Source organism: Priestia veravalensis (assembly GCF_001457055.1).
Lineage (GTDB): Bacteria > Bacillota > Bacilli > Bacillales > Bacillaceae_H > Priestia > Priestia flexa.
The window spans coordinates 1-13864 of the sequence record NZ_KQ758665.1; the positions used below are offsets into that span (position 1 = coordinate 1).

The 13864-nt window shown below is 37.5% G+C and carries 13 protein-coding genes and 1 pseudogene; 4 read left to right on the plus strand and 10 right to left on the minus strand.

Features of this window, described 5'->3' with window-relative positions:
* Nucleotides 1-243: pseudogene (locus tag AS180_RS14305) on the plus strand (IS4 family transposase); the annotation flags it as partial.
* Nucleotides 244-440: 197 nt separating this feature from the next.
* On the opposite strand, the gene AS180_RS14310 reads toward AS180_RS14305, so the two are convergent.
* From AS180_RS14310 to AS180_RS14335, 6 genes are all read right to left on the minus strand, one after another.
* Nucleotides 441-2054 carry a putative polysaccharide biosynthesis protein gene (locus tag AS180_RS14310; RefSeq protein ID WP_062686973.1) on the minus strand — a complete coding sequence of 538 codons (1614 nt, stop codon included), beginning with the start codon at nt 2052-2054 and terminating at the stop codon, nt 441-443.
* 153 nt (nt 2055-2207) lie between these two features.
* Nucleotides 2208-2636: a DUF4188 domain-containing protein gene (locus AS180_RS14315; RefSeq protein WP_090752826.1), complete on the minus strand. Its 429-nt coding sequence runs from the start codon at nt 2634-2636 to the stop codon at nt 2208-2210.
* Between the two features lie 202 nt (nt 2637-2838).
* On the minus strand, nt 2839-3447 hold the full coding sequence (locus AS180_RS14320; protein ID WP_061785544.1) for a DUF2812 domain-containing protein: 609 nt from the start codon (nt 3445-3447) through the stop codon (nt 2839-2841).
* A gap of 6 nt (nt 3448-3453) precedes the next feature.
* Nucleotides 3454-3720: a PadR family transcriptional regulator gene (locus tag AS180_RS14325; RefSeq protein ID WP_061785558.1), complete on the minus strand. Its 267-nt coding sequence runs from the start codon at nt 3718-3720 to the stop codon at nt 3454-3456.
* A 149-nt stretch (nt 3721-3869) separates the two neighbouring features.
* Nucleotides 3870-4433 carry a histidine phosphatase family protein gene (locus AS180_RS14330; protein WP_061785545.1) on the minus strand — a complete coding sequence of 188 codons (564 nt, stop codon included), beginning with the start codon at nt 4431-4433 and terminating at the stop codon, nt 3870-3872.
* Between the two features lie 394 nt (nt 4434-4827).
* The gene (locus tag AS180_RS14335) at nt 4828-5562 is read right to left on the minus strand and encodes a DsbA family oxidoreductase (protein ID WP_025910941.1); all 735 of its coding nucleotides are present in this window, start codon (nt 5560-5562) and stop codon (nt 4828-4830) included.
* 638 nt (nt 5563-6200) lie between these two features.
* On the opposite strand from AS180_RS14335, the gene AS180_RS14340 reads away from it, so the two are divergent.
* Both AS180_RS14340 and AS180_RS14345 read left to right on the plus strand, forming a co-directional pair.
* Nucleotides 6201-6743 (plus strand): hypothetical protein, encoded by a 543-nt coding sequence (locus tag AS180_RS14340; protein ID WP_025910939.1) that lies wholly within the window; start codon nt 6201-6203, stop codon nt 6741-6743.
* Entirely contained in the window at nt 6686-7168 is a 483-nt protein-coding gene (locus tag AS180_RS14345; protein WP_061785546.1) for a DUF6241 domain-containing protein, read from the plus strand. Before AS180_RS14340 ends, AS180_RS14345 begins: the two co-directional genes overlap by 58 nt.
* A gap of 34 nt (nt 7169-7202) precedes the next feature.
* On the opposite strand, the gene AS180_RS14350 is transcribed toward AS180_RS14345, so the two are convergent.
* From AS180_RS14350 to AS180_RS14365, 4 genes are all read right to left on the minus strand, one after another.
* Entirely contained in the window at nt 7203-8672 is a 1470-nt protein-coding gene (locus AS180_RS14350; RefSeq protein ID WP_061785547.1) for a glycoside hydrolase family 32 protein, read from the minus strand.
* 12 nt (nt 8673-8684) lie between these two features.
* Nucleotides 8685-9923, minus strand: coding sequence for an MFS transporter (locus AS180_RS14355; protein ID WP_025910936.1), 1239 nt, complete (start codon nt 9921-9923; stop codon nt 8685-8687).
* 133 nt (nt 9924-10056) lie between these two features.
* Entirely contained in the window at nt 10057-11040 is a 984-nt protein-coding gene (locus AS180_RS14360; RefSeq protein ID WP_061785548.1) for a LacI family DNA-binding transcriptional regulator, read from the minus strand.
* Nucleotides 11041-11141: 101 nt separating this feature from the next.
* Nucleotides 11142-12452, minus strand: a complete 1311-nt coding sequence (locus tag AS180_RS14365; RefSeq protein WP_061785549.1) for a TolB-like translocation protein — start codon at nt 12450-12452, stop codon at nt 11142-11144.
* A 241-nt stretch (nt 12453-12693) separates the two neighbouring features.
* Between AS180_RS14365 and AS180_RS14370 the strand changes: the two genes are divergently transcribed.
* Nucleotides 12694-13836 (plus strand): SpoIIE family protein phosphatase, encoded by a 1143-nt coding sequence (locus AS180_RS14370; RefSeq protein ID WP_062686974.1) that lies wholly within the window; start codon nt 12694-12696, stop codon nt 13834-13836.
* Nucleotides 13837-13864: the final 28 nt, after the last annotated feature.

A 13864-nucleotide genomic window follows, 5' to 3' on the forward strand; every position in this document is an offset into this window, starting at 1 on the left:
ATTGAGTTGTTCTTTAAATGGATCAAACAGCATCTCAGCATCAAAAAGTTCTACGGTCAAAGTGAATGGGCGATTCAAAACCAAGTGTTTATCGCACTGATTGTTTTTTGCCTACATGTTCCCGTACAACTTGAAACAAGAAGTAAGCGAAAAACCTTACAAATTAGCCGTTATTTAAGGGCTGCATTGTGGAAACCAGCCCATATCTGGCTTCGAAAGATTGAAGGGAAAGCCATCCCTTAATAAGCAAATTGTTGTTGTCGCACAAGTCTAATTGTAAAAAAGACCCAAATGGATGGAGCCACCTTTGAATAGGTATTTACCTTTTTGGCTCTAAACAAGGAGGATAATAAGACTGAAAATTGCGACAATATTTACGCAACACTAGTGAACCATTATATATAAATATATTTATATATAAATAACTAAGGAGAAAAGCATCATGATACTTTTCTTCTTGGCTTTTTAAATAGATCCCGTATTTCGCTGTTACTAAAACTGCAACCCATATAAATACCTGCTCCCGCTATTGCTGAAAGAATAGCTGTAAGGACAGAAGCAGTATAATCCTGTACAGCGCCTGCTAACCAAACCGTTAACAATTTGCTCATGATAAACACAACGATTCCCATGAACGTTACGTGCACAATAGATATTTTCATTCTGGCAAGCTCGGGGATGATGCGGTATGACAGAGCTTTTTTAATAAGATGGAAATTATATAAAACAGAGACGCCATAGCCTACGTACGTCGCCAAAATTGGTGTGAGTTCTTTAAAAGATGAAAGTAGTGCAATATTTAGACTCAGCTTCAGTATAATCCCAATTAGCAAACCAGCAATGACCTTTTTCTGCTGATTAATTCCTTGTAAAATAGCTGCTGTAATAGTAAATAAACCAAATAAAATGGCCATTGGTGCGTACCATTGGAGAACAAAACCTCCCAGCTCATAGCTGCTTCCTGACAGAAAAATCATTCGATAAACAGGCTTTGCTAACAGTGATAAACCAACAGCAGCAGGAAGCGTCAAAAAGAAAAAGAGCTGCAGAACCTGCGTAATTTTCTGCTTCACATTATTTATTTCACCTTTTGTATAAGAAGTCGTAATGCTTGGAAGCAGTGACATCCCAAAAGCAGTTGCTAGTGAGACTGGAATCATTACCAATATCTGCGCAAGACCAATAACTGCATTGACTGTTTCGGCTTTTTCTTGGGTATAGCCAATCGATTGAAACAACGCATTAATTGTAAACGTATCGATATTTTGATAGATAGGAATGGCTAATCCAACAATTACAAATGGAATGCTATAACTTAATAGCTCCTTTAACATTGAAGCAATCGGAATTTTTTTGTTCTCTCGACTGTTCTGTACTTGTTTATAAATAAAATGCTTGCGCTTTTGATACACAGTTACCAATATAAGAAGACCTGCGCCGCCTCCCATCACTGCACCAAATGTCGCCACTCCAACCGCGCTTGTTATACTACCATTAAACATTGTTAACACAGCATACGCGCCACATACGATAAACAGAACGCGAACGACCTGCTCAATTACCGTGCTCAAAGCCGAGGGACCCATTGATTGATTGCCTTGAAAATACCCTCGTAGTAAGCTCATTGTTGGAATGATAAGAAGAGCAAAGCTGACCATTCGAATTACGTAAACTACGTCATCAATACTATTTCCACTTCCATCTTGCCTTCCAACAACGAAATGGGCTAAAGTTGGAGCTAAAGCATATAAAGTTGCGCATGCTATAAACCCAGTCACCATCATTAAAAACAAGCCAAACTTCAATAAATCTTGACTTGCCCGATAGTTTCCTAGCCCATTATATTTTGACACGTACTTGGAAACGGCTAGCGGGAGACCCATTGTCGATAAGCTAATCATAAGACCATAAGGCCCATACGCATATTTATAAAGAGCGTATCCTTCATCTCCTACCAAATTCATAAATGGAATAATATAAACAAACCCTAAGATTTTTGAGATGAACGTAGCAGCTGTTAAAAAAAACGTGCCACGGACTAACTTGTTATTCATATTCCTCTCCTCGCTAAAAAAAGCAGCTATAAGCCACTTTTAAACTCTTCATCTTTCACTTCACTCTTGGTTGTTTCATTACTTTTTTCTATTATTCGTTAACAAAAGCTTTTAAGTACCATTATTAATTTGCAATTGTAACCAACAATGAATTTATGAATGCTCTTTCGTCAACCTTTCTCTCGCAGACTCTAACCCTCGATTTACAGGCCTGTGCCCTTTTGCTTTCGCCAGTCCAAACAGCGGCATGTTTGCATAAATGGACTCATACGCATTTGCTTCGACTTTATACGTTTCATGATAGATCCCAACCGTTCCATCGCTTCCAATTCGCTGATTAAACTTCTTCCATGCTTTTAAATGACGAGCTCCTTTTGCATAGGACTCAAGTTGTTCAAAGCTTTTCCAGTATTGTATTAAAGTCATTGTTTTCCATGAAAAAGACATTTCCGTATGTAAAAAGCCGAGCTCTTTGTTTTGATAAAGTTCTTTTATCATCGGCGGCATTGCCATAAATACAGGAAGCCATTTTGAGAAAGAAAATAGTTTATTAATTCTCATACCGATAATAAACACAACCATATCTTCTTCTCAATCTGCCGTATAGCGCCCGTTGTAAATCTGCTTTGCCAACACCTTCACCTCCCAGTAATCATGTATAGTTTACCAGTTATTTCAAAGGAACACTATAACTTAAATTACATTTTTTACATATTGATTCTCTTGTTACTAAGAATGTACAAACAGCAAGGGCAGGCTTCAAACCTGAAGCCTGCCCTTGCTGTTACGAAGATAGCTCTTTAACTTTTTTTGCGTACTTCCGATAAGTTAAGACAAATATAATTCCACATATAATCATAATCCACGGGCTCAAAAATCTCATTAAAGCAAAGGGCGTTTCAAATAGAAAGCCCAATATAAATTGAGGATTTTCCATCTCCCAAAGGCCTTGAGTATAGTAAGCTGCTTTTGGATTCCAAACTGCTTCAAAGTTTTTATCAGAGTAAAACATCATAATGAAAAACAAAATAAAGACCATGAAGAAACCATTGTAGTTCATTAATCGCTTGTAATACGAAATTTGAGAGGAAAGGTCTGAAAACAACTCCGTATCTCCGTCTGGTTCCCCCATCCAATACTGTGTATGACTCATTTTTGTTCCAGCAATATGCTTCCACCCATAGTCTTCATAGAGCGTTTTATAAGATAAGAAATCAGCTTTATTTTTAAACGTTTGGTGATCAAGTCGAATAACATGACTTACAGCAGAGCTTTTAATAAAACGATAGCTTCCAAACATCCCAACTCGTTGACAAAGCCATCCTTTTCTTATCATTTCATTGAGCCAGTCTTCTTCTTTCTCCACATCGATAAACAGTTTAAATTTCTTCATGATCACTCACTCCTTATATAAAGAAAGTATATGGGCTAAGCGCTGTTGTTCAACTTTCAAAATACGCTTCCCTTCGTCTGTGATGTTATATACTTTTCTCCTCGGATCATCAGATGGAACCTGCTTAATCCACTTTTGTTTTAATAAATTTTCAATCGCTCCGTATAGCGTTCCGGCTGCAATCCGAACATCATGATTACTTAGCTCTTCAATTCTTTTCATAATCGCGTATCCGTGCAAAGGTTCTCGTAAAGCTAATAAAATATAGTGCATTGTTTCTGATAACGGAAGAAGTTTATGCTTTTTCACTTATTCACCCTCTTTATACAGTTAAACTATATATAGTTTAACTGTATATGTCAACATTTTTCCAAAAAGATAAAAAAGCCATCGCTTCCAAAAGCGATGACTTTACCTACTTATTAAGGAGACTCATATGTAATGCACTTCCAATGTTTGCTGCTCATTTTTTCATATGTAACCCAGCCCATTTTCTCTAGTTCTTTTGCGAGTAAACGATTAAAAAATCCGTGACCAACAAGGACAACTGTCTCTTTATTTTTGGCATATTGAACTAAGCGTTCTGCTCCAATTTTTGCTCGCTTTCTCGCTTGCTTGTACGACTCACATGACTGACTGTATCCAGCCAGCCATAAAAGCCTTAATATGACAAGCCAAACAGCTGGTTTGCATTTAATAAACTGACCAAATGTACATTGAGGGAGCTCTACTTCTCTAAAGATACTGTCTGAGTTTAATCGTGACCCTCTCGTCAATAGATTAGCTGAGTGTTGACTTCTTTTTAAGTCACTCGTTAGTACGATGCCGCTGCTAGCAACAATTTCGACCGTTGACTGCGGGTACTCTTCTTCTTCCTGAACGCCTTTTTCGTCATAAGCTGACACCCATTCACGAAATTGTTCACTGCTTATTTTTTCATTTTCGTTCCAAGCAGATTTACCATGTCTTATAAACGATATTTTCATAGATACTCCTTTTCCCAATTGTCCCACTTATACATTACCAAAATATTCAATTTATTTCTATTGTCAATATTGTGAAATCTAAGCTCACTTCTTGAAGGAATGCTACACATTTGTTTAATTTTAACAATTCACTATTTATAACGCTACCTTTATCTTTGCGTTAATTCAAAATGCAAACTGGATCACCTTTCAATTTGATGATACTGAATATACACTTACAAAAAAGGAGTTGGAAAGCTGGTATACTCAACAACTAAGCGATTTCTCCAGTGAACAGTCACTAAAAGAGTTAGCTACAGATTATCTAAACGGCGAAGAAAAAGTGAATAAATTATTCCATTAAAAAAGGAGGAGCTTAAGCTCTCTCCTTTTTTCTTACGATATAACTTACTAGTTATTGTTCATCTTTTGATGGAACGGCACAGTTCCCATCCACGCAGGCTGCATCTACAGAGCTATCCCCAGATAAATCCTGCAGTTTAGGAGCCGGGTTTTCTTCTGCCCATACTTTTTCAAGAGCACTTGTGAACGTTTCTTTTGGCTGTGCGCCTGAAATAGCATACTTTTGATTAATGACAAAAAACGGAACACCCGTTACGCCGTATTGTTGCGCTAAACTTTCATCAATACGGACATCATTTGAGTACGACGTTTTATCTTCCAGAACGGCTAGTGCTTCTGAGCGATCTAAGCCCGCTTCTTCCGCTACGCTTACAAGAACCTCACGATCACCAAGATTTTTTGATTCTGTAAAATACGCATAGAGTAATTTTTCAGTGATTACTTCTTCTTGACCTTTTGTTTTAGCAAACTTTGCTAAGCGATGCGCATCAAAGGTATTCGTCGGCTTCATATTATCAAAATTAAACGTTAGTCCAACGCTTTTAGCCTGCTGGCCGATACCTTCATTTGCCTGCTGCGCTTGTTCAATCGTCATGCCATACTTTTTCGCTAACGCTTCATTAATGGTTTGACCTGTATTTAGTGGCGCATTTTGATCAAGCTCAAAGCTTTTAAACTCCACTTCAACATCATCTTTATGTGGAAACTGCGCAAGGGCATCCTCTAAACGACGTTTTCCAATATAACAAAATGGGCAAACAAAGTCCGACCATACTTCAATTTTCATAACTCGCACCTCTTCAATTCAAGATATTTGTTATCATACCATATGACTGAAGAAACTCTTAATAAGATGCTCAATGTTGGCGCTTAAATATGGTAAGGTAAAATCGTTTTCGCTCAACTTCTTGCACGTGTAGTTCATGAATGGTTTTTACCACATAATCATTTACGTAAATCATATTTGTTCCTCCTTTTATTTCGCCGCAATGAGGGCTTTAATTATTTCATTCCAGTATTCTTTAAACATATGCTTTTTCGTTTCAACATTTTGTTTAGCTGTCATTATTGGTTCCTCCTCTATTACTAACGCTCTCTTTCTTTCTATCTTCATTGTATGAATAAAGAGCTTTTATCGTATCCATCACCTGCCGTATCTTTTGGTATGTTTTTCTACAACTTTAGCCTGAGTTTTTACTACGACTTCAAAAAATGAATTTTTTTCCTTTTGTTATGTTACTTTATTTAAAACGAGCAGTTATACTTTTCATATACACATAGAGAGATACATGGAATTTTCCTTATTTGTTAAGCTGAACAGCACTATACTATGATTAGAAAATTTAATTTCACAAGAAAGATTAGCTGAAATGATTGTCATGATAGAATTGACTACCTTGAAGTAAGAAGGAGGAACCTAGGTATATGAACCCTATTTTTCTAGCCATTATACTGGGAGAAGTCGCTTTTTGGATGTTCTTGGCTTTAGGATTGCTTTGTCGGTATGTATGGAAAAAAGAAAAGCTCTCTCTTGTTTTGTTAGCAGCAACACCGCTTATTGATTTATTTCTGTTAGGAGTTACATTTATCGATTTATCCACCGGAACAAAGCCAACCTTTTTTCACGGCTTATCGGCAGCATATATTGCATTTTCCATCGTTTATGGCCACCAAACCATCAAGTGGGCAGACGAATGGGCGAACCATAAATGGAATAACGGTACGCTTCCTGAGAAAATCTGTTTAGTTGGTGAAGCAAAAAAGCAAGAGCAGTGGCGCTCCTTTTACCGTTTTTGTAAGTGCTCTCTTATTATGCTTATATTGATTGGATCTGCTTTTTTTATCGTTCCCTTTCAAGATACGTTTTGGCTCATTTACTGGCTCATAGCCATTATTTCTTCCGTATTTATTTGGTTCATTATGGGTCCGCTTCGATTAACGACAAAAAAGCAGGATACTCCTCTTTAACCACAGCTGCTTCTGTTGAAAAGGAAAAAGCAGAAGAAATTGAAGAAGAAATTAAAGAACAAACAAGCTTTATAGGTGGCGTATCAGAAGAACTCGGTATAACCGCTGATTCTGAAGAAAGTGAAGTGATGCAAATTATGCACGAGATGACTCATCAAAAAGTGCGTGCTCAGGATAAATGGGGGGCGGTTCCTTTAACAAATGAAAATGTCAAAAAAGTGATTGCAATTGTAGAAGCAAGTTCTTTTGAACATAAAACAGACATGCTAACGATCTTAAAACGTTGGGAAAATGATAATTTTTCAAGAGTTGCAGAAGACCATAACTTTTTTTGGAGACTTCAAGGTGGAAATGTTGGTCAAGCCTACGGCACACTAACAATTGAAGAAGAACAAAAATTCATTGAGAATAATTTTGCAGAGTAGCGAAAAAGCACGGGACTAGTCCCGTGCTTTTTGCTTATTTCTCATTCCAAATATCTTTTAATTTCCAGCACGTTGCTTTTTTCAGTAGACTTTTTCCTGAACAACTTGTAAATTCTACACTGCGATACGGTTCTGTTGGATAGATACGACTTGTCATCGTAGCCTCTCCTTCATTAATAAATACTTCAATCGAAGAGCGGTCAACAAAAATACGTAGCTTCAACTGGTCACTAGCTGCTAGTTTGACACGACGAATTCCATCTTTTTTCTTGCCTGATTTAGAGCAATCAAGCCTAAGTTTATTTGTAGATTTGTCATAGGCAAGAACTGTGGCTTCGTTTTCGATGCCTCGAAGTACTAGCTCTACCTTCTCTGCATTCGTCACCTCTAACACAGCTTCAACCTCAAACATTGAACCCTGCACACCCATTTCATAGCTAGAAGTAATCGTTTGATTTTCAATCGCTGACAGCTTCTTTTCTCGAAGCTGTGTCACCTCTGCAACAGGCACCATCTTTATCTTTCCATCAGCTGAAAGCGTAAGTTCTCTAGGTAATGTAAGTGCTCCGCACCAGCCATCTTTCTTTGTAGGCATATCCGATTCCCACATATCCATCCAGCCAATTGCAATCCGACGGTTTTTATCGTCTAAAAATGTTTGAACCGCATAAAAGTCATGACCATAATCTAACTCAATAAATTCTCCATGCCCAAACTTGTTCTTGTCGTACTCATATTCTCCAATCATATAGCCCGTTTGAAACAAGTTTTTAAAGTGATCTCCAGCTTCTTTTATCCCCTGTGGTGACATCAGTAGAACATGTTTACCGTTAAGCTCAAAGAAATCTGGACATTCCCACATATAACCAAGCTGCTCGTTTCCTTCTGCTAGTACGCCAATATACTCCCAGTTTCGAAGGTTTGGAGAGCGATATAAAATAACGCGACCAATGTTGTTTTTTGAATTCCCCACTATCATATACCAATCCCTTCCGCGCTTCCATACTTTTGGGTCACGAAAATGATGAGAGCTATCTGCTGGCGGCTTTTCAATAACTGGATTCTCGACTACCTTTTTGAAATGTACTCCATCTGTACTGACTGCAATATTTTGGTTTTGATAAAACAAGTCTCTTTCTTTGTCGATATAATGATGTCCCGTATAAATTAACGTAAGCTCTCCATCATTATCAACTGCGCTACCAGAAAAGCAGCCATCCTTGTCACAAGCATCTTCTGGAGCAAGTGCAATCGGAAGATGTTCCCAATTAACTAAATCTAAGCTTTTCACATGTCCCCAGTGCATAGGACCCCAATTTTCATCATAAGGATGATGCTGATAAAAAACGTGATACTCTCCTTTAAATTGAACAAGGCCATTTGGATCATTAATCCAATTTGCTGGAGCCATAATGTGATAGCCGAGACGATGACGATTGTTTACCTTTTTCTTTGCTTGTTCCACTGCTTCCGTTGCTTGTTGAATTCCGTTCGTTGTTAACATATTCATTCCCCCCTACACTATTTTAGGTACATTGTTAGCCTGCTTCAGCACAGGTTGTTTTTTGTGATTTAACAATGTAAAGATTGATAGAATGGTGAAAAATAACACAAAGCCACCCATAATTAAGTACGTAGATCTAAAACCAACTAAATCATATAACATTCCTGCAAGTGGAGACATGATAGAAGCTCCTACCTGTGAGGCAAACTGAAAGCCAACCAAGTAAAGAATAGATGATAAGCGTGTATCGAAGTTGGCCGCTAAATATTTAAAGATAGCAATTAACATGATTGGTAGTTCAAGCGCATGAATGAGTTTCATAGATGAAATCCCAATTGGCCCACCAACCAGGCCAGACCCTATGATGCGAAGTGCCATAAGGAGACCTGCTAGAATTAAACTATTCTTTGCTCCAAGCTTATTAACAATAAAAGGTGCTAGAAACATCATTCCAGCTTCCAAGAAAACTTGAAATGAATTTAAATAACCAAAAACCTGATTTCCCAACTGCTCTGTTGGAAATAATGATGCGTAGTAGATAGGAAATTGCTGGTCATATACGCCGTAAATGCACGTAACGCCAAGTATATAAACCATGAAGAACCAGAAGTCCTTCAATAAAAAGAGATTCCAAACGTCTTTCATTTTAACGGATTCAGCTTTATTCATCTCTGAATCTGTCATTTCAACTTTAACCGATAAAATGATTAAAACCAGAATGATAGCGGATACAGAAGCGACCCAAAAATTAATGTTTGGATTGATATTAAACAGCTGTCCTGCAAAAAACGTCGCTGCCGCCCAGCCTAAAGATCCCCACATTCTCGATTTTCCATATTCGAAGCTATACTTTCTACTCACTTTTTCAATATAAGATTCGATAGCTCCAATCCCTGCTAAGAAGGCAACACCAAGGTATAATCCCCCTACTACGGCTCCAACTATTACATTGGCTTGGAGTAACGGACCATAGACAAATACGTAAAAAGGTCCCACAAACACAAGCAGTGTACTAATAAAAAATAAAATGTTTTTCTTTAAACCAATTTTATCGGAAACATATCCATAAATCGGCTGCATACAAAGAGCAAAGATAGCGTTTACAGAAAAGATAATGCCTGTTTCAGCCCCGTTTAGATTCATCTCTTGTCCAAGCCAAATCGAAAATAATGAGTAGCTCGATGACCACGTAAAAAAGAAAAAGAAAAAATAAGCGCTTAGCTTCCAATACAAATTTTTAGATTTATTCATCCCTCTAACCCCTTTGAAGTGAACTCATTCCCCAATATTTGAAAGCACTTTCAAATATATTCTATGTCAACCGGTTTCATATGTCAACGGGTTGACACAAAAAAACACATAGCCCATTTTAGGCTATGTATCGTTACGTTGTGCTTCCTTCCAATAACTGAACGGGAAGCTTGGTTTCTAAAGGCAGTTCACCAAACTTTCCTTCAATAGCTTGCAATAACAGTTCAACAGATCGCTGAGCAATTTGTTCAACCGGCTGCTTGATAGTCGTTAACTCCGGAAGAAGCGTTTGTGTTACCTCAGTTCCGTCATATCCCACTACTTTTAAATCGCTAGGAACATCTCTTCCTCGCCTCTTTGCTTCTCGTAAAACAGAAGCTGCAATGACATCATCACTGGCAAAAATCCCATCTACGTTAACTTGTTCATCAAACAGCTGTTCAATTATTCCCTGTTGACTGCGTCGATCAAACGTCGCGGGAATTTCATAAGTAATTGGTTCTTTTCCACTTTGTCTCATCACGTCTTCGTATGCTTTTCGTCTAAACCTCGCTGGCGTTTCTAATTCGGCTGGTCCATTCAAATGAACAATATGATGACACCCTTTTTTCACCAACAATTCCGTCGCTAGCTTTCCTCCTTCATAATTGTCTGAGCTGACAACGGGTATCGTTTCAGATAAATTTCGGTCAATAGCTACGACAGCGAGATGCTCCTTGTGATAATTAATAATTCCTCGGTTATGGGTTCCAACAATAATTCCGTCCACTTGGTTACGCATTAACATTTCAACGTATTTTTCTTCTTCATCTACTCGGTTTAAACTGTTGCACAACAATACTTTGTAGCCTAATTTGGTACAGATATTTTCAATATAAAACGTCAGTTCACCAAAGAATGGATTGGCAACCGTTGGAAAGATTAAACCAATGACGTTTGTGCGCTTATTAAACAAAGAACGTGCTACATCATTCGGGAAATAGTTAATATCTTTCATCGCTTGATGCACGCGTGTTTTTGTTTCTTCACTAATATATCCTCTATTATTTAAAACGCGCGACACCGTCGTTGGTGATACGCCAGCGCGCTTGGCTACATCGCTAATCTTTGGTTTCATTCAGTAATCCCCCTGTTTTATGAAAACGATTCACCTTATTATACCTCGTTTTTCAAATAGAAAAAACAGGTACAGTCCACCTGTACCTGTTGCAGCTCTTATTATAGTGAATGATTATGCGTTGTCGTCACTTGCTTTATGACAAACGCAATGAGAAATAAGATAATGCTGCATGCCGCGATGCCAATTGATAACGTCCCAATTGCAATGCCCACCCATGGATCAAAAACAGCTGCTGTAACAAAGCTTGCTACAACTCCTACAATAGCAATGCTAAGACTAATAATCGAAATTACGTATGGTTTATGCTTATTTTTATGAAACGAGTATGTGAATAAAGAAAGCAGTACGACGTATAATAGCCCAATTGTATATCCATTTCCTATATAGCCTACTAACTTGTTCAGCGCGCTATTATTCGTATCTTTAGGAACTGATAACTTTACTTCTTGTATTTCTTTTGTTTTTAGATCAATTGTTTTTAACTTATACTCTTCAGGTTGTGCTGCCCAGGCTGTATCATGTAGAAAAATAACTTTATTTTGCTTATGAAAAAACACAGGAGAATTTACGCTAGATTTTAACGTTGTTAACTGCTCTGTTTTATTTGATTGAATATCAAATAAAAATAGTTCATATTCATATAACGAGCTGTTTTCAGACTCTTTTGAGACTGCTGTATACGCTACTTGATCACCAGATGGTGTAAAAGTTGTTTCATAGATATCTCCTGTTAGTTTATTGTAATTTACACGCTGTTCTTTGTTTGCTTTTAGATTATATGAGTAGAGCTCTTCATGCTCATTAAAAACGGTATAATATACGTCATCATCATCAACAGCTAAATCTCCCATTGAAAAATAGTCTTTCTTTGTTAGTTGCTTGACCTTTCCAGTCTGTACATCTGCAACGTAGAGATTGCTTCCACCTTCTGCTGTTCCTTCTAATTTCCCAAGATCTGAAGCAGGCATTCCGATAAAATATATTTGCTGATTATTCTTTGAAAATACAGCATCCGTTACGTGTAGAGAATCATCACTAACCTTTTGAGGTGTTTGCCCATCCGCATTCGTAACATTAAGAACGTTTTGCTCATTAGCATCCGCTTTCTTTGCTAAAAATAAAAACTTTTTGCCGTCATTTGAATAGCGCGGTGTATGACTCCGAGTTTCACTCGACGTTGTAAGCTGCTGGACATCCTTTCCACTTATACTCGAACTGTAAATCTGTTCATTTCCATTTGTATAATATGAAAATAACAAACGATCGTCATTTGGGGAAATTGAAATTTCACTCCCTAAGCCCGTAAAAAAACGATACGGATCGTTACTTTGAGTATATGATAAATAAATGCTGCTAATTAATAATGCAAAAACAACAGCCTTAGCTCCCCATAAAAATCCTTTTTTCAACACTATCCTTCCTTTCCTTATCCGTTATTTACATATTAACCCATTTAACTTTAGAATTCTAGAAAATTATTACATTATCACCTAGTTTAACTCTCTGTATTTCCGTAGAGGCAAATTTTATTATTAACATTAAGAGATGTTAATACCACAAGCCATATAAGTTTTGTATAATAAAGCTTAAAAGAAAATGTATGCTTGAAAACTGAATAGTCTTCAAACAAGATAAGGGGAAAGATAAAGAATGGCCATTTTATTGGTAGACGATAATTCCGTCAATTTATTTGTAATTGATAAAATTTTAAAAGGTGCTGGTTATACTGATACCGTATCACTAACATCGGCACAAGAGCTTTTCACCTATCTAAGAGTAGATGATCCTCATGCAAAAACACCGCCTGTTGATTTAATTCTATTAGATATTATGATGCCTGAAATTGATGGTATTGAAGCGTGTCGCCGTATTCAAACCGTCGAGCGTTTGAGAAACATCCCTATTATTTTTGTCACCGCTCTTGAGGACTCTTCAAAGCTTGTTGAAGCACTCGACGCTGGAGGAAGTGACTATATTACAAAGCCCATTAACAAAGTAGAGCTGCTGGCACGCATACGCGTTGCGCTTCGACTAAAATCAGAGCTCGACTGGCACGCTGAGCATGAAAAGAAAATTCAAACAGAACTTGATTTAGCTACAAACGTTCAGCGAAATCTTCTTAGCCAATTGTTAAAAGAAGATGATATTAAAATGGACGTATCCTATTTACCATCTTTTAAGCTCGCTGGAGATATGTATTATTGCCATAAAATTGATAAACACCGATACGGAATTATTTTATTTGATATGATGGGGCACGGAATTTCGGCTTCTCTTGTCTGTATGTTTATCTCATCTGTCCTTAGAGAAGCTATTAAGCTTCTTGTTGATCCTGAGCTTGTGATTAAAGAGTTAAATCGCTACATGACCTTGCTACATACGGAAAAAGATCATATTCCTTATTATTTTACCGGTATCTATGTTGTGATTGATACAAAAAAGAAAACGATCGAATACGTAAATGCTGGGCATCCCCCTGGCTTTATGTTGATTGATGGCAAGGAAGTCTTACCGTTGGAGCGAGGAAGCTGTGCAGTTGGTTTTTTTGATGACATTAACGTCAACAAGTTTACAGTGTCTTTTGAAGAAGATGTTCAACTTCTATTATTTACAGATGGTGCACTAGAAGCGATGGGACCTTCGGAAGTCGAGGCAACTGAACAACTGAAATTAATTACTTCTCAAAAATGGGAGGATACATCAATTATCATGGATCAAATCCTCCCTCCCGAACAGCGTGAAAACCAGCCAGATGACATGTGTTTACTGCTTGTTCAAGCTAAATCTATTTAAAAAGGTCGAGAGCATGCGCTCTCGACCT